This is a genomic window from Nonomuraea sp. NPDC000554, from assembly GCF_040300065.1.
GTDB lineage: Bacteria > Actinomycetota > Actinomycetes > Streptosporangiales > Streptosporangiaceae > Nonomuraea.
Map to the genome: position 1 here is coordinate 124,393 of NZ_JBEPDC010000010.1, position 16,584 is coordinate 140,976.

Consider the following 16,584-nt stretch of genomic DNA (forward strand, 5'->3'; position numbering starts at 1 on the left):
GTCGTGAGGCCGCCCGGTGCGGGCCTCCGCCGACTCGTGGCGGCGCCGGGTCCCGGCCCTCGCCGGATCGCGACGGCGCTGACGTCCAGCGGGCTGGGACAGGTCGCCAGGGGCGGGATCGCGGGGATCACGGGCGCCGCCGCCAGCGCTGTGGCGCAGTTCCTCCTGGTCGTAGTGGTGACCCGGGGCTTCACCGCCGAGCAGGCGGGCGTCTTCTTCACAGCGACCGCCCTCGCCCTGATGGCCGCCGGCGTCGCCAGACTGGACGCGGGCAACGGCCTCATCTACTTCATCGCCCGCGCCAGAACCTACGGCTATCGCGGCATTTCCGGATATATCCGGGCGGCACTGGTGCCGAGCGTGACCCTCGCCGTCGGCGCCGCCGCGGCGCTCCACCCACGGCTCGGCCCGCTCGCCCTGGTGCTCCCCGTGATGGTCGCGGCCGACATCCTGCTCGCCGCCACGCGGGGCTTCGGCTCGATGCGTCCCACCGTGCTCCTCGACGGCGTGCTGCTGCCGGTCGCCCAGCTCGTGCTGGTGGCCGCCGCCGCCCTCGCCGCGTCGCCGCGCTGGCTGCCGCTCGGCTGGGCGCTGCCGTACCTTCCGGTGCTCGCCCTGGCCGTGGCCTGCCTGCGCGCGCGGCTGCCGCGCACCCCGTACCTGACGGGAACCGGACGCGACCTGTGGCGCTACACCGCCCCCCGCTCGGCGGCGGGCGCGATCCAGGCCGTGTTCCAGCGGCTGGACGTGGTGATCGTCGCCCTGCTCGGCGGGCCCGTCCCCGCGGCCGTCTACACCGCCGCGACCCGGTTCAAGGTCGTCGGGCAGCTCGCCAACCAGGGGCTGGCACAGGCCGCGCAGCCGCGCCTGGTCAGGGCGCTGGCCAACGGCGAGCTGACGCTGGCCTGCCAGCTGTACCAGGCCACCACGATCTGGCTGGTGCTGCTGACCTGGCCGGTCTGGCTCGGCTACGCCGCGCTGGCGCCCTGGCTGCTGGGGGTCTTCGGCCCGGCGTACGGCTCGGCCGTGCCGGTGGCGCTGGTGCTGGCCGCCACGATGATGGTGGCCACGGCCTGCGGCATGGTGGACGTCGTGCTCACCGCCGCCGGGCACACCACGCTCAGCCTGCTGAACCTGATCGCCGCGATCATCGTCACGGTCACGCTGGACGCGGTGCTGATCCCCGCGCAGGGCGCGCTCGGAGCCGTCCTCGGCTGGTCCGGCGGCGTGCTCGTGAAGAACCTGCTGCCGCTCTGGCAGCTCCACCAGCGCTACGGCCTGCTCCCCTTCGGACGTCACAGCCTGCCCGCACTCCGCCTGCGGACCCGGGCGGCGGCGTGACGATCCTGGTGACGGGCCTGCCCAGGAGCGGCACGAGCTGGACGGGCAAGATGCTGGCGGCGGGCGGCGGCCTGGTCTACGTCAACGAGCCCCTCAACCCGCAACACCCGCCCGGACGCTGCCCCGGAGTCCTACGTGCCGACGTGACGCACCGGTTCCAGTACATCTGCGAGGACAACTCCGCCGACTGGCTGCCCGCCTTCCGCGACACCGCCGCCCTGCGCTACCGCTTCCTGCCCGAACTGCGCGCCAACCGCTCGCCGTACGACCTCGCCCGCATGCTCAGGTACGGCACCGCGTTCACCCTGGGACGGCTGACGCGACAGCGGGCGCTGCTCGACGACCCCTTCGCGGTGCTGTCGGCGGGCTGGTTCGCGACCCGGCTGGGCTGCAAGGTGATCGCCCTGGTCCGCGACCCGGTGTCGTTCGTGGCCAGCTGGCAACGGCTCGGCTGGACGGTGTACTTCCACGAGCTGCTCGAACAGCCCTTGCTCGTCCGCGACCACCCGGAGCTGCTGGAGCTGCGCGCCCTGGTCGGCTCCCAGGACCGCGTCGCCAAGGCGGCGGCGCTGTGGCAGGCGACCTCGCGGATCCTCTCCCGCACCCCCGGCATCCTGGTCACGTCCTACGAGGAGCTGGCCGCCGGCCCCGTGCCCGGCTTCCGCCGGCTGTACGACTACGCGGGGTTGCCGTGGACGTCCCGCGCCGAGCAGCGGATCACCCATGCCTGCACCGCCTCCGGCGACAAGGGGCACGCTTTCGCCTGGTCCGGCTGGTCGCGCACGGCCTTCCGGCCGATGGACTCGCGGCGGGCCCTGGAGGCGGCCTCGCGCGGCCTCACGCCCGCGGAGGTCGCTCGCGTCCGCCGGTTGACGGCCGATTCCACGGCCTGAGGTGGGCCGGCAGGTCCACCGGCACGCCCCGTCCGCGCAGCAGGAACCAGAGCAGCTTCGTCTGGACGATCGCCGCGATCACGAACGCGTAGACATACAGGAAGTAGTTGGCCAGGATCAGCGCCGGCACCGACAGCGGGAGCAGCGCGTAGATGAACACCGGGCTGAGGCTGTCCGTCACGTCGCCGGCCATGTCCACCACCCCGGCGGCGATGGCTCCCAGGGCGAACAGCCCGTAGCCGGTGGTCAGCCAGAACGCCATCCGGCCGCGCGGGTAGCGGTCCATGAGCTCGGCGATGGTCTCGTCCGAGGCCCAGGCGTGGCTTCCGGGGGTGCGGGGCCTGCCTCGTCCGTACCACCACAGCAGTCCGGCCTGCAGCAGGCCGCAGAGGGTCAGCGCCACCAGGGCCTCGCCGAACGACCGGACGTCGATGGACAGCGCCTTGGTCACCAGGCCCGCCGGGAAGGCGAGGATCGTCAGCAGCTCCTCGAAGATCCCGTCGCCCGTCCGGTCCAGCACGGCGGCGAGGGCGAGGGCCAGCAGCAGGACGCAGTAGGCGGCGGCCAGCAGGCTGACGAAGCCGGCCCGCGTGAGCGTGGTCACCGGAACTCCCCGCGTGCGGGGCGGAGCGGCGACCCGCCTGTGGTGTCAGGTCTCAAGAGGAGACCTCCTCGGCGGTCCGTCGGGAACCCTCACGGGCGACCGTGGGGAGGATGTCACTGCGGCACCCTACGAGCCCGTCAACGCCCCGAGAAGACCCAAATCCGCGTCACCGCCCGGCGCAGCAGGCATCCACCGAGCAGGCGCAGCGCGAACGGGAGGTCGTCGACGAGGTAGCGCCTGGCCAGCCGTCCGGGCTCGCTGAGCAGCCGGAACAGCCACTCCAGCCCGGCCCGCCGCATCCACAGGGGCGCCCTCGCCACCTGCCCGGCGGCGAACGCGATCGCCGCCCCGCAGCCCACGAACCACGCGCCGGGCAGCTCGCGCCGCAACTCCTCGATCAGCCGCTCCTGGCGCGGGAAGCCGAGCCCCACGAACACCAGCCTCGGACGCGCCGCGGCCACCCGCCGCCGCACCCGCTCCAGCCCCGCACGGCTCTCGTCGAACCGGTACGGCGGAGCCTCTACCCCGCACACCCCCAACCCGGGACACCGGCTCGCGAGCTCGCGGGCGGCGGCCACCGCCGCTCCCGGCGCCCCGCCCAGCAGGTACACCGGCCAGCCCCGGCTCGCGGCCATCGCGCTCAACGTCCAGATCAGGTCGGCCCCGGTCACCCTCTGGGGAAGCGGCGTGCCGAGCAGCCGCGACGCCCAGACCAGCGGCATCCCGTCGGCGACCACGAGGTCTCCGGAGTTCACCAGCTCCCGCAGGGCGACGTCACGCGCGGCGGCCCGGCAGATGTCCACGTTGGGGGTGACGATCCGCCCGCCCCGACCGGCGTCCAGCTCCCCGCGCACCCACTCGACCACCTGCCACTCGGTGAGCGGATCGACGCCGACCCCTCCGACGACCACCCTCGCACCCCGCCCTCGACAGGCGCCCTCAACCTTGCGAGCCACCCCTGACCCACCGGTGGCCTGTGAACTGCCCGCCGCCCTGGGTGCTTCGGTCGGGGCCGGGCTGGAGATCGCCTCTGGCCCCGGCGGCGGCTCCTTGAGGGCCGTCGGGGTGCTTCGGGGGCGTGGCGGGGTCAAATGCCGTGCCCCCGGTCGTGGAGCAGGGTGAGAACTCTGGGCGCGGAGACGAGGCCCGCCGCCACGGCGAGGGCGATGGGGGCGCGGGGCTCACCGAGGCGAGCGGTCAGGGCGCGGGCCGCCCAGCGGGCCGACTCGCGACGGTGGCCGAGGGCGGCGTGGTGGAAGGCGAGCTGGCCGTAGACGCGCGCCGCCCCCCGCGGATCCGTGGACAGTTCGGGGTGACGCGCGAGCATCCATTCGAGCCCCGCGATGCGGTCGGCCCAGCAGGTGACGTAGTGCGACGCCCCCCAGCGGACGCGTACCAGCGGCTCGTCGACGTTGGCGATGGGCCGGCGCTTGGCGGCGCGCAGGGCGAGATCCCAGTCCTCGTTCTGGCCGCGTGGGGCGCTCTCGTCGACCCAGAGCGCGCCGCGCCTGAACAGGAACGTCGAGGAGTGCACCATCACCATGCGGGAGCGCACCAGATGGGCCACGGTCACCGCGTCAGTGCCCGCCAGCCTCGGCACCCGACGCGCCCCGTGCTCGACCTCGATGCCGCAGCTCGCGAACTCGCCGCCGCCGTCGAGGACGCGGGTCTGCGCGGCGAGCTTTCCGGGCAGCCACAGGTCGTCGTCGTCGCAGAAGGCCACCAGGTCGGTGTCGCAGGCGGCGATGCCGGTGTTGCGCGCGCCCGGCAGGCCGGGGCTCAACCGGTTCGGCAGCACCCATATGTCCGCACGCACCACGCCGGCCACCTGCTCCGCGACCGTCTCGGGGTCGGCACCGTCGGCGACGACCACCACGAGGATCCGGCCCGGATACCGCTGCCCCAGCGCGGCCAGGACGGCCGCCCGGAGCTGCTCGGGACGGTTTCCCCTGGTCGGGATCACCACGCCCACGGACGGCGCAGCATCCCGCGGGGCACCGCGGCCATCGTTCATGCCGCCGCTCCTCCGTAGCCGTAACGGGTGCTGAGGGGCCAGGTGAGGGCGGTGACCAGGCGCCGGTGGCGGCCGGGCAGCGCGGACTGCCAGGCGTCGTCGCGAGCCAGTTCCACCGGGCCGACCGTGAATCGCATCGGGTTGCCCGACGCGGTGTGGGCGGTGGTGAGGTGGGCCGTGGTGCCGTCGAGGAACGACAGGTCGGGTTCGAGGCCGAGGGTGGTGGCCAGCGCCGTCAGCGTGGCACGCGGCGCGGCCAGCAGGTCCTCGTAACGGACGCGCGTCACCGGGGCCGGGAGGCGGTCGAAGGCGAGGTTCTGGGCGGTCCAGTGGAGCGCCGTGCGGGCCGCGCCCCAGCGGGTCATCGGGCGGCCGTCCTCGGGCCGCGCCACGGCCTTGCGCCAGGAGTGCGCGACGGCCTGCGGCGCCCTGACCACGTGCACGACGTGGACGCGCACCCCCGACTCCGCCAGGCAGTACGCGAGCGACGCGTGCTTGCTCGAGTCGATCACCACCGGCGCGCCCGCCGCCTCATAGACGCGGCGGAAGGCCCGGACGTACTCCCCCAGGTCGGGATGGCCGATGCGGGGAATCCGGCGGGTGCGGTCGACCCGGTGCCGCAGCGACAGCATCCGCTCGGCCAGGGCCGGCGGCCAGCCGCCGAAGGCCCGCTCGCCGACCCCCCGCCAGAACGGGCAGCCGGGGAACGGGCGGCCGCACCCGCACGGCTCGCCTGCCAGGACTCCTCTGGCCCACAGGTGGACCACCTCACCGAGGGGCGCCACCCCGGGCAGCTGCCCGAGCAGCCTCTCCAGCAGCGTGGTGCCGCTGCGGCCGAGGCCGCCCAGGAAGACGACCCTGGTGGCGGGCGAACGATCGGTCACGGCAGAGCCCTCACGTCGCGAATACGGAACGTGGAGACTTTAGCGCGGAGAGTAATCAGACGGTCACGGAATCGACAAAGGATCTACCGCGCCTCGGTGATCATCCCGGCGCCCACGGTGCCGTTGGTGGCCTCGTCCACGAGGATGAAGCCGCCGGTCAGCCTGTTACGCGCGTAGTCGTCGACGAACAGCGGCTGGGTGACCCTGAGTGACACGCGGCCGATCTCGTTGAGCCCCAGCGCCGTGGCGGCCTCGTCCCTGTGCAGGGTGTTGACGTCCAGCCGGTAGTGCAGGTCGCGGACGAGGGCGCGGGCCGTGCGGGTGGTGTGCTTGATCGTCAGCTTGGTGCGCGGCGTCAGCTTGAGGGTGTCGGACATCCAGCAGACCATGGCGTCGAGTTCCTGGGTCACCTGCGGCTGGTTGTTCGGACGGGCGATCATGTCGCCACGGGAGATGTCGAGATCGTCCTCGAAGCGGAGGGTGACCGACATGGGCGGGAACGCCTCCTCCACCGGCCCGTCGAACGTGTCGATCGCGGCGATCCTGGTGGCGAGCCCCGACGGCAGGTGCACGACCTCGTCGCCGGGCTTGAGCACGCCGCCGGCGACCTGGCCCGCGTAGCCGCGGTAGTCGTGGAAGGCGTGGTCGGTGGCCCGCTGGGGGCGGATCACGTACTGCACGGGGAAGCGCACGTCGACCAGGTTGCGGTCGGACGCGATGTGCACGTTCTCCAGGTGGTGCAGCAGCGACGAGCCGTTGTACCAGGGCATGTTCTCGGAACGCGACACCACGTTGTCGCCGTTCAGCGCGGAGATCGGGACGAAGGTCAGGTCGGCCACGTTCAGCTTCGAGGCGAAGGCGGTGAACTCCTCGCGGATCTCCTCGAAGCGCTCCTCGGAGTAGTCGACCAGGTCCATCTTGTTGACGGCGAGCACCAGGTGCGGCACCCGGAGCAGCGAGGTCAGGAAGGCGTGCCGCCGCGACTGCTCCAGCACGCCCTTGCGGGCGTCGATCAGGATGATCGCCAGGTCGGCCGTGGAGGCACCGGTGACCATGTTGCGGGTGTACTGGATGTGCCCGGGGGTGTCGGCGATGATGAACTTCCGGCGCGGGGTGGCGAAGTAGCGGTAGGCCACGTCGATCGTGATGCCCTGCTCGCGCTCGGCCCGCAGCCCGTCGGTGAGCAGCGACAGGTCGGTGTACTCGGTGCCGCGGTCGCGCGAGGTGCGCTCGACGGCCTCCAGTTGGTCCTCGAAGATCGCCTTGGAGTCGAAGAGCAGGCGCCCGATCAGGGTGGACTTGCCGTCGTCGACGCTTCCTGCCGTGGCGAATCGCAGAATGTCCATCGTTAGAAGTAGCCCTCCCGCTTGCGGTCCTCCATGGCGGCCTCAGAGGCGCGGTCGTCGGCCCTGGTGGCCCCCCGCTCGGTGATCCGGGTGGCCGCGATCTCCTCGATGATCTCCTCCACGGTGGCGGCCGTGGACGTCACCGCGCCCGTGCAGGTCATGTCCCCGACGGTGCGGTAGCGGACGACGGCCTCGAACAGCGGCTCGTCGTCGGCGCGCCGGACGACGTCGGAGTCGGGAAGCAGCATCCCGTCGCGCTCGAAGACCTTGCGCGTGTGGGAGAAGTAGATCGACGGGATCTCGATGCCCTCGCGCCGGATGTAATCCCAGATGTCGAGCTCGGTCCAGTTCGACAGCGGGAAGACCCGGATGTGCTCGCCCTTGCGGATGCGCGCGTTGTAGAGGTTCCACAGCTCCGGCCGCTGGTTCTTCGGATCCCACTGGCCGAAGTCGTCGCGGAAGGAGAACACCCGCTCCTTGGCCCGCGCCTTCTCCTCGTCGCGGCGGGCGCCGCCGAAGACGGAGTCGAACTCGTGCTCCTCGATCGCGTCGAGCAGCGTGGTGGTCTGCAGCCGGTTGCGCGAGGCCCTGCGGCCGGTCTCCTCGACCACCCGCCCCGCGTCGATGGACGCCTGGACGCTGGCCACGATCAGCCGCGCGCCGAGTTCCTGGGAGCGGCGGTCGCGGAACTCGATGACCTCGTCGAAGTTGTGCCCGGTGTCGACATGCATCAGCGGCAACGGGATCGGCGCCGGCCAGAACGCCTTCTCCGCGATGCGGAGCATGACGATGGAGTCCTTGCCGCCGGAGAAGAGCAGACACGGACGCTCGAATTCCGCCGCCACTTCGCGCATGATGTGAATGGCTTCGGCTTCGAGTACGTCGAGCTGCGACGTCGTGTAGTCGCGCTGGAGCATGAGACGCTTCCTCCGGCGGTTAGCGGTGCAGGTCCCGAATACCGGCGAGCAGGGATGACGCCAGTTCCGGTAGGGAAACCAGGATATCTGGTAGTGACGGGTCGACTTGGTTATAGGCCAGTGGCGAGCCGTCTATGCGGCTGGCGTGCGCTCCAGCGGCCTGCGCCACCGCGACGGGCGCGGCGGAATCCCATTCGAACTGGCCGCCCGCGTGCACGTACGCCTCGACCTCGCCGGTGAGCACGGCCGAGATCTTGGCCCCGGCCGACCCGATGGGCACCAGGTCGGCGCCGACGAGGTAGGCCAGCTTCTGCACGAACTCGGGCGGCCTGCTGCGGCTGACCGCGATGCGGAACCTGCCCTTGTCGTAGGCGGGCAGCGTGGGCGGTTCGGCGGTGGTCAGCGTGCGCCCCTGCGCGGGCAGCGCCACCGCGCCCGCGCTCAGCGCGCCGCGTTCCCACAGCGCCACGTGCACGGCCCAGTCGGCGCGCCCCTCCTCGGCGAACTCGCGGGTGCCGTCGAGCGGGTCGACGATCCACACCCGTGTGGCGCTCTGCCTGCGCGGGTCGAGCCGCTCCTCGCGGGTGGCCTCCTCCGACAGCACGCAGTCGCTCGGCCGCAGCCGGGCCAGGGACTCCATCAGGAACAGATGGGAACTGCGATCGCCCTCGGCCCGCAACGCGGCCGGATCGCCGAACCCCAGGCGGGTGCGGACTTTCAGCAGCCGCTCACCTGCCTCCGTCGCCAAATCCGCCGCGAGCGCATGGTCGTCGCGAATCGTCATCAGTAAGCTCCTTGCCCGCGGGCGACGGCCGACCAGGTTTTCCACAAGATCTGGAGGTCGAGGGTGAGGGACCAGTTCTCCACGTAACGCAGGTCGAGCCGGACGGATTCCTCCCACGACAGATCGGATCTGCCACTCACCTGCCACAGCCCGGTCAGACCCGGCCGCACGAGCAGCCTGCGGCGCACGTCGTCGCCGTAGCGGGCGACCTCTTCCGGCAGCGGCGGGCGCGGCCCGACCAGCGACATGTGGCCGCGCACCACGTTGATGAGCTGGGGCAGCTCGTCGAGAGAGTGCCGCCGCATCAGCGTGCCGAGCGGGGTCACGCGGGGGTCGTTGCGGACCTTGAACAGCATGCCGTCGCCGTCGCTGACCAGGGTGATCTTCTGGTGCTCGGCGTTGCGGCGCATGGTGCGGAACTTCACCATCGTGAACAGCTCGCCGTCGCGGCCGACCCTGGTCTGCCTGAACAGCGCGGGCCCCGGGCTGGTCATCCGGACGGCCAGCGCCAGCCCGACCAGCAGCGGCGCCAGCAGCACCAGCAGCCCGGCCGCCACCACCCGGTCGAAGACGTTCTTGACGAGCTGCCTGGCCCCGGTCAACTCGGGGTGCTCGACGTGCAGCAGCGGCAGCCCGGCGGCGGGCCTGATCGTCGTGCGCGGCCCGGCCACCTCCATCAGCGCGGGCGCGACCACCAGCTCGGTCTGGGTGCGCTCCAGCCGCCAGGCCAGCCGCCGCAGCGCCAGGCCGTCCATCTCGGGGCAGGCGAGCACGGCCACGGTGTCGGCCGCGAACTGGTCGACCACCAGCGGGATGTCGCTGAAGTCACCGGCGACGGGCACGTCGCCCACGCTCTCACCGGGCGCGTCCTCGGGCAGGCAGGCGGCCACGACGTCCATGCCGTGGTAGCGCTCCCTGCGGAAGAGCTGCACCAGTTCCGCGACGGAGGCCGCGTGGCCCACCGCGACCACCCTGCGCATGCACGCGCCCCCGGCCCTGCGGCGGTGCAGCGCGCGGCGCAGGGCGTACCTGAACGTCAGGGTCAGCAGCGTGACCAGCGGCAGTGCGAGCACCACGTAGCCGCGGGCGACGTCGGCCTTGGTCAGGTAGGAGCCGATGGCCATGGCGGCGGTCAGAGCCACACCGCACTGCACGACGCGGCGGAACTCTTCCGACCCGATGCCGATCATGCGCGCCTCGTAGGCGCGGTTGAGCGCGACCGCGCACACCCACACGACCGGCAGGGCCGCGCTGAGCAGCACGTACGGCAGCGCGTACGCGGTCAGCTCCCGGAACCTGAGGAAGAAGGCGAGAGCCGCGCCGAGCCCCGCGCTCGCGAGATCGGCGAGCAGAGCATGGACCCGGTACGACCGCACCCAGTGAGGCATGCGAGGGCTGACCCGCCGGCCAGCGGGAATGCCGGATGTGACGACGGTCAACAACGCCTCGCCGTGGCGCACGCACCCTCCACGTGACCATGGGACAACGGACAGTCACCAGATGGTAGCGGTACGGAGCCGCCGTCGCGCGCGAACGGCTCTATGCGATGGTCAGCGAGGAGGGCCGGAAATCTTGAGGTCCGCCCGGTGATATTCGTTCTGGGTGGCTTCGAGGCCGCGCTCCATGAGCGACTCGACCACGTCGGCCGCCCGGTCGACAAGGAAGGGCAGGTCCTTGCGCTCGGCGGTGCCGAAGTCCTTCAGGACGAAGGCGGCGGGGTCCATGCGGCCGGGCGGGCGGCCGATACCGAAGCGGACCCGCAGGTAGTCGCGGGTGCCGAGCACCTTGGTGATGGACTTCAGTCCGTTGTGCCCGTTGTCGCCGCCGGCGAACTTGGCGCGGAGCGCGCCGTACGGGACGTCCAGCTCGTCGTGGACGACGATCAGCCGGTCAGGCCCGATCTTGTAGAAGTCGGCCAGCGCCTTGACGGGCCCGCCCGACAGGTTCATGTACGTGAGCGGCTTGGCCAGCACCGCGGCGCGCGTCTCCAGCACCTCGGCCCGGCTCTTGTGCGCCTTGAACCGCCCACCGGCCCTGGCGGCCAGCTCGTCGAGCGTCATGAAGCCGGCGTTGTGCCTGTTGCCCGCGTACTCGGGCCCCGGATTGCCGAGCCCGACGATCAGCCAGCGGTCCATGCGTTCCCCTCGACACGAACGGGGCAGCCCATGGCTGCCCCGTTCGGTGAACAGCGGTGCGTTACTCGGCGGCGGCCTCGGCGGCCTCGCCCTCGGCGGCAGCCGCGACCTCGCCCTCAGCCTCTTCCGCCTCGGCCGGAGCCTCGACCGGCTTGGCGATGACGTGCAGGACCACGACGTCGGCGTCGGCGGCCAGGGTGGCGCCCTGCGGCAGCTTCAGCTCACCGGCGGTGATCGAGGTGCCGACCGTGAGGCCCTCGACGTCGACCTCGACGCCGGTCGGGATGTGGGTGGCCTCGGCCTCCACGGCGACCTGGACGAGCTGCTGGTCGAGCAGGCCCTCGGAGTTGACGTCGCCGACGGTGGTGACCGGGATCTCGACCGTGACCTTCTCACCGCGCTTGACCAGGATCAGGTCGACGTGCTCGACGAAGCCCTTGATCGGGTCGCGCTGGACGCCCTTGGGCAGGGCCAGCTCGTCGACGCCGTCGCCCTGGAGGCGGATCAGCACGTTGGGCGTACGGAGCGCGAGGAGGACCTCGTGACCCGGCAGGGTCAGGTGCTTGGGGTCGATGCCGTGGCCGTACAGGACGGCGGGGACCTTGTCGGCGCGGCGGATCTTGCGAGCGGCGCCCTTGCCGAACACCGTGCGCGGCTCGGCGGCGATACGAACTTCAGACACGACATCTCCTAGGGATGCGAATCGGATGGTTGAGCGCTCTCCCTCACCCGCCCTAGCGGAAGGCGTTACGAGCGCAACCCGTCAAGTCTACCGGCTCGGGCGACGTACGCAGCCGCCCGAGCCGAACCGCCGTCGCGGGACGCCTGCTCAGGCGTCGCCCCGCGACAGCTCAGGTGTCGCGGGACGCCTGCTCAGGTGCCCCGCAGCGGCTCAGGTGTCGCCCTCGAACAGGCTCGTGACGGAGCCGTCGGTGAAGACCTCGGTGATCGCGCGCGCGATGAGCGGCGCGATCGACAGGACGGTGAGCTTGTCGAACCTCTTCTCCTCCGACAGCGGCAGCGTGTTGGTCACGATGACCTCGGAGATGCGGGAGTTCTTCAGCCGGTCGACGGCCGGGTCGGAGAACACGGCGTGCGTGGCGGCCGTGATCACGTTGGTGGCGCCCTGCTCGTAGAGGGCGTCGGCGGCCTTGCAGATGGTGCCGGCGGTGTCGATCATGTCGTCGATCAGCACGCAGGTGCGGCCGCGGACCTTGCCGACGACCTCGCTGACCTTCACCTGGTTGGCGACGTCGAGGTCGCGACGCTTGTGGATGAACGCCAGCGGCGTGCCGAGCGTGTCGGCCCAGCGCTCCGACAGCCGCACCCGGCCGGTGTCGGGCGAGACGATCGTGGTGTTGGCCAGGTCGAGCTTGTTCTTGAGGTAGTTCTCGAGCACCGGCATGGCGAACAGGTGGTCGACGGGGCCGTCGAAGAAGCCCTGGATCTGCGAGGTGTGCAGGTCGATGGACATGAGCCGGTCGGCGCCCGCGGTCTTGAACAGGTCGGCCATCAGCCGGGCGGTGATCGGCTCGCGGCCGCGGCCCTTCTTGTCCTGTCGCGCGTAACCGAAGAACGGCATGACCACGGTGATGCGCTTGGCGGAGGCCCGCTTGAGCGCGTCGACCATGATGAGCTGTTCCATGATCCACTGGTTGATGGGGCCGGTGTGGCTCTGGATCACGAAGGCGTCGCAACCACGTACGGACTCGAGGTAGCGGGCGTAGATCTCGCCGTTGGCGAAGTCGATCAGCCTGGTCGGGGTGAGGGAGACGCCGACGTGGTCAGCCACCTCCTCGGCCAGCTCTGGGTAGGCGCGGCCGGAGAAGAGCATGAGGTTCTTCTCGCCGGGCTGTTTGATGCTGGTCACTTGCCACTCTCCTGCTGCTCTTGCTCGGCCAGCGCCCTTTCGGCGGCCGCAGCCGACTTCGTGCCCGCGCGCCTGCGCAAGACCCATTTCTCGATGTTGCGCTGCTTCGCCCGCGCCACGCCGATCGCGCCCGGCGGGACGTCGCCGTCGATGACGGACCCGGCCGCCGTGTAGGCGCCGTCGCCGATCGTCACGGGGGCGACGAGCATGGAGTCGCAGCCCACGAACGCGCCGTCGCGCACGGTGCTGCGGTGCTTGTTGACGCCGTCGTAGTTGACGAAGATCACGGCGGCGCCGATGTTGACGTCGTCGCCGATCGTCGCGTCGCCGGCGTAACTCAGGTGCGGCACCTTGGAGCGCTCGCCGACCTGCGTGTTCTTCATCTCGACGAACGTGCCGGCCTTCGACTTGCGGCCGAGCACGGTGCCGGGCCGCAGGTAGGCGTACGGCCCGACGCTGGCCTCGGGGCCGATCTCGGCGCTGTCGCAGACGGCGTTGCGGACGACCGCCCCCGCGCCGACCCTGGTGTCGGTGAGCGTGGTGGCCGGGCCGACCTCGGCGCCGGCCTCGATGACGGTGCTGCCGTGCAACTGGGTGCCGGGATGCACGACCACGTCGGGCTCGATCTCGACGCCCACGTCGATCCAGGTGCTGGCCGGGTCGATGACGGTGACTCCGGCGCGCATGTGGCTCTCCAGCAGCCGCTGGTTGAGCACCTTGCGGGCCCAGGCGAGCTGCACCCGGTCGTTGACGCCCTCGACCTCGGCGAAGTCGGCCGCGACGTGCGCGCCGACGCGGTGGCCGTCCTGGCGCAGGATCGACAGGACGTCGGTCAGGTACTCCTCGCCCTGGGCGTTGTCGGTCGACACCCGCTTGACGGCGTCGGCGAGCAGCGAGCCGTCGAAGGCGTAGATGCCGGAGTTCATCTCCTTGATGGCCTTCTGCTCGGCGCTGGCGTCCTTCTCCTCGACGATCTCCAGGACGGCGCCGGAGGGGTCGCGGATGATCCGCCCGTAGCCGGTCGGATCGGGCACGTGGGCCGTGAGCACGGTGACCGCGTTGCCGTCGGCGCCGTGCTGCTCAAGCAGCGCGGCGAGGGTTTCGGCGCGCATCAGCGGCACGTCGCCGTACGTGACGAGGACGGTGCCGGCGATCTCGCCGACCTCCTCCAGCACGGTGCGGACGGCGTGTCCGGTGCCACGCTGCTCCCGCTGGACGACGGCCCGCGCGTCGGGGCTGGTCTGGGCCAGGTGCGCGGCGACCCGTTCGCGCGCGTGGCCGATGACGACGATCAGCTGCTCGGGACCGAGGTCTCTGGCGGCTGCGAGCATGTGGTCGACCAGCGCGTGGCCGCACAGCTCGTGCAGGACTTTGGGGGTCTGGCTCTTCATCCGGGTGCCCTCGCCCGCGGCGAGGACGATGACGGCGGCCGGGCGCGGCACACTCACGGACTGAGGCTCCCTGTGACTGGACGGTTCAGGGTGGTCGGCTACCGCACCGCCACCCTCCCGACACCGTGAGGATACCTGCCCAGCTTCAACGTCGTCGCTCGGGGGGACGACCGAAAAGCTCCCGGAAGAGGACTCGAACCCCTACAAAGTGGACCAAAACCACTTGTCCTGCCGATTAGACGATCCGGGACCAATCGGACACGGCTGGGTCCGACACATCCCTACGATACCGATCCCCAGCCCGCGTGCGCGCCCGCATAACAGAGCATCCGAAAACCTGCAAGCCGCAGAATCCACTCACGTCGCCCGCCAGAACGTAACCTTCCGACCATACGCAGCTTAGGGCTTCCTTACTTACGATGGCGTAGGTTACGGTGGCGTAGCCAGACAATCATCCTCATACATGTCGTGAGAGGTAGTCCATGACCGTTCTCGCCGAGCGTCCGACGCCTGGACCGAAGCCCGATGTCGACCCTGAAGCGCGCACCAAGGCCGAACTCGTCGTCTTCGCACTGGTCGTGGGGCTGCCCCTGATCGCGATCGCGGCCGCCGTGCCGTTCGCGTGGGGGTGGGGGCTCGGCTGGACCGACCTGGCGATCATGTTCGTCTTCTACGCCGTCTCCGGGCTCGGCGTGACCGTCGGGCTGCACCGCTACTTCACGCACGGCTCGTTCAAGGCCAGCCGTCCGCTGAAGATCGCGCTGGGCATCGCGGGGAGCCTGTCGCTGGAGATGTCCGTCCTGGACTGGGTGGCAACCCACCGCAAGCACCACAAGTTCTCCGACAAGGAGGGCGACCCGCACTCGCCGTGGCGCTTCGGCCCCGGCTTCAAGTCGCTGTCCAAGGGCCTGCTCTACGCCCACATGGGGTGGCTGTTCGAGAGCGAGCGCACCAACAGGGAGAAGTACGCCCCCGACCTGGCCACCGACCCGGACGTCATCAAGCTGCACAAGTGGTTCCCCGCACTGGCCCTCACCTCGATCGTGCTCCCCGGCCTGCTCGGCGGGCTGCTCACCTGGTCCTGGTACGGCGCGCTGACCGCGCTGTTCTGGGGCTCACTGGTACGCATCGGGCTGCTGCACCACGTGACCTGGTCGATCAACTCGATCTGCCACGTGTTCGGCGAGGAGGAGTTCCAGGTCCGCGACAAGTCGCGCAACGTCTGGTGGCTGGCCATCCCGTCCTTCGGCGAGTCGTGGCACAACCTGCACCACTCTGACCCGACCTGTGCCAGGCACGGCGCGCTCAAGGGGCAGATCGACCTGAGTGCCGGGCTGATCCGGATCTTCGAGAAGCTGGGCTGGGTCCACGACGTGCGCTGGCCGACTCCGGAACGGCTGGCGGCGAAGCGCATTGGCTGATGCCAACCCCTTGGCGACCGGTCATTCGTCCGGCACCGCCATTATGGAAACCGTGACTGAACCCCGATCTCGCAGGCGCATGACCGGTAGAGAGCGAAGAGAGCAGCTGATCACCATCAGCCGCACACTCTTCGCGGAGAAAGGGTTCGACGGGACCTCCATCGAAGAGATCGCGGCGACGGCGCAGGTGTCGAAGCCGGTGGTGTACGAGCATTTCGGCGGCAAGGAGGGCGTCTACGCGGTCGTGGTCGACCGCGAGATGCAGAAGCTGCTCGGCATGATCACCGAGGCGCTGTCCGCCGCCCATTCGCTGATCAAACTGGAGCGGGCCGCGCTGGCGCTGCTGCGTTACATCGAGGAGAGCAGCGAGGGCTTCCGCATCCTGGTACGCGACTCGCACGCCGCATCCGGAACCGGCACCTTCGCCAGCCTGATCAGCGAGATCGCCAGCCAGGTCGAGGACGTGCTCGCCGACGAGTTCGCGTCCCGTGGCTACGATCCCAAGCTCGCGCCGATGTACGCGCAGATGCTGGTGGGCATGGTGGCGCTGACCGGCCAGTGGTGGCTGGACGTGCGCAAGCCGGGCCGCGAGGAGGTCGCCGCCCATCTGGTGAACCTCGCCTGGAACGGCCTGACCGGGCTCAACCCGCAGCCCGAGATCACCGCGGTCACCCGGTCCCACCCGAGCATGGCGATCCCGCGCAGCAGCGACAAGGAGCTGCGCGAGCTGGAGAAGGCCCGCGAGAAGGAGCTCAAGGAGGCCGAGAAGGCCCGGCAGCGGGAGCTGCGCGAGGCGGAGAAGGCCAGGGTGCGGGAGCTGAAGGAGCGCGAGCGGGTGCTGAAGGAGGCGGAGAAGGCTCACGAGCGCGAGGAGAAGCTGCGCCAGCGTGAGGCCAGGCTCGCCGAGCGCGCCGCCCGCCTGGGGCAGGGCGACCAGCCCGACTGACAGCCCGGCTGACGCGGTCCCGGCTGGGTTCGTCGCCC

16 protein-coding genes and 1 tRNA gene are annotated in these 16,584 nt (G+C 70.9%); 4 read left to right on the top strand and 13 right to left on the bottom strand.

From position 1 onward, the window contains the following. Positions 1-3: 3 nt before the first annotated feature. Together ABT294_RS20455 and ABT294_RS20460 are read left to right on the top strand one after the other, a co-directional pair. A complete protein-coding gene (locus ABT294_RS20455; RefSeq protein ID WP_350807603.1) occupies positions 4-1,341 on the top strand; it encodes a lipopolysaccharide biosynthesis protein in 1,338 nt (445 codons plus the stop codon). Next, positions 1,338-2,234, top strand: a complete 897-nt coding sequence (locus tag ABT294_RS20460) for a sulfotransferase (RefSeq protein WP_350807604.1) — start codon at positions 1,338-1,340, stop codon at positions 2,232-2,234. Before ABT294_RS20455 ends, ABT294_RS20460 begins: the two co-directional genes overlap by 4 nt. On the opposite strand, the gene ABT294_RS20465 is transcribed toward ABT294_RS20460, so the two are convergent. The 13 genes from ABT294_RS20465 to ABT294_RS20525 all read right to left on the bottom strand — a co-directional run bounded on the left by ABT294_RS20465 (position 2,179) and on the right by ABT294_RS20525 (position 14,429). Continuing rightward, complete coding sequence (locus ABT294_RS20465; RefSeq protein WP_350807606.1) at positions 2,179-2,838, bottom strand: hypothetical protein; 660 nt, start codon at positions 2,836-2,838, stop codon at positions 2,179-2,181. The two genes, ABT294_RS20460 and ABT294_RS20465, sit on opposite strands and share 56 nt — an antisense overlap. A gap of 137 nt (positions 2,839-2,975) precedes the next feature. Beyond that, entirely contained in the window at positions 2,976-3,749 is a 774-nt protein-coding gene (locus tag ABT294_RS20470; protein WP_350807607.1) for a WecB/TagA/CpsF family glycosyltransferase, read from the bottom strand. 176 nt (positions 3,750-3,925) lie between these two features. Then, the gene (locus ABT294_RS20475) at positions 3,926-4,852 is read right to left on the bottom strand and encodes a glycosyltransferase family 2 protein (RefSeq protein WP_350807608.1); all 927 of its coding nucleotides are present in this window, start codon (positions 4,850-4,852) and stop codon (positions 3,926-3,928) included. Next, entirely contained in the window at positions 4,849-5,736 is an 888-nt protein-coding gene (locus tag ABT294_RS20480) for a sulfotransferase (protein ID WP_350807609.1), read from the bottom strand. Before ABT294_RS20480 ends, ABT294_RS20475 begins: the two co-directional genes overlap by 4 nt. A gap of 83 nt (positions 5,737-5,819) precedes the next feature. Next, positions 5,820-7,082 (bottom strand): sulfate adenylyltransferase subunit CysN, encoded by a 1,263-nt coding sequence (gene cysN, locus ABT294_RS20485; protein ID WP_350807610.1) that lies wholly within the window; start codon positions 7,080-7,082, stop codon positions 5,820-5,822. 2 nt (positions 7,083-7,084) lie between these two features. After that, positions 7,085-7,999, bottom strand: a complete 915-nt coding sequence (cysD, locus tag ABT294_RS20490) for a sulfate adenylyltransferase subunit CysD (RefSeq protein ID WP_350807611.1) — start codon at positions 7,997-7,999, stop codon at positions 7,085-7,087. 19 nt (positions 8,000-8,018) lie between these two features. After that, positions 8,019-8,783: a 3'(2'),5'-bisphosphate nucleotidase CysQ gene (locus ABT294_RS20495; RefSeq protein WP_350807613.1), complete on the bottom strand. Its 765-nt coding sequence runs from the start codon at positions 8,781-8,783 to the stop codon at positions 8,019-8,021. Then, positions 8,783-10,171, bottom strand: a complete 1,389-nt coding sequence (locus ABT294_RS20500; protein ID WP_350807615.1) for a sugar transferase — start codon at positions 10,169-10,171, stop codon at positions 8,783-8,785. Before ABT294_RS20500 ends, ABT294_RS20495 begins: the two co-directional genes overlap by 1 nt. 162 nt (positions 10,172-10,333) lie before the next feature. Further along, entirely contained in the window at positions 10,334-10,918 is a 585-nt protein-coding gene (pth, locus tag ABT294_RS20505) for an aminoacyl-tRNA hydrolase (protein WP_350807617.1), read from the bottom strand. Between the two features lie 61 nt (positions 10,919-10,979). After that, positions 10,980-11,600 (bottom strand): 50S ribosomal protein L25/general stress protein Ctc, encoded by a 621-nt coding sequence (locus tag ABT294_RS20510; RefSeq protein WP_350807618.1) that lies wholly within the window; start codon positions 11,598-11,600, stop codon positions 10,980-10,982. Between the two features lie 210 nt (positions 11,601-11,810). Next, positions 11,811-12,788 carry a ribose-phosphate diphosphokinase gene (locus ABT294_RS20515; protein ID WP_350807619.1) on the bottom strand — a complete coding sequence of 326 codons (978 nt, stop codon included), beginning with the start codon at positions 12,786-12,788 and terminating at the stop codon, positions 11,811-11,813. Continuing rightward, positions 12,785-14,236, bottom strand: coding sequence for a bifunctional UDP-N-acetylglucosamine diphosphorylase/glucosamine-1-phosphate N-acetyltransferase GlmU (glmU, locus tag ABT294_RS20520; RefSeq protein ID WP_350807620.1), 1,452 nt, complete (start codon positions 14,234-14,236; stop codon positions 12,785-12,787). Before glmU ends, ABT294_RS20515 begins: the two co-directional genes overlap by 4 nt. 121 nt (positions 14,237-14,357) lie before the next feature. Next, positions 14,358-14,429, bottom strand: a tRNA-Gln gene (locus ABT294_RS20525). A gap of 232 nt (positions 14,430-14,661) precedes the next feature. On the opposite strand from ABT294_RS20525, the gene ABT294_RS20530 reads away from it, so the two are divergent. Together ABT294_RS20530 and ABT294_RS20535 are read left to right on the top strand one after the other, a co-directional pair. Beyond that, positions 14,662-15,600, top strand: coding sequence for an acyl-CoA desaturase (locus tag ABT294_RS20530; RefSeq protein WP_350807621.1), 939 nt, complete (start codon positions 14,662-14,664; stop codon positions 15,598-15,600). Positions 15,601-15,679: 79 nt separating this feature from the next. Continuing rightward, the gene (locus ABT294_RS20535; RefSeq protein WP_350807622.1) at positions 15,680-16,546 is read left to right on the top strand and encodes a TetR/AcrR family transcriptional regulator; all 867 of its coding nucleotides are present in this window, start codon (positions 15,680-15,682) and stop codon (positions 16,544-16,546) included. Positions 16,547-16,584: the final 38 nt, after the last annotated feature.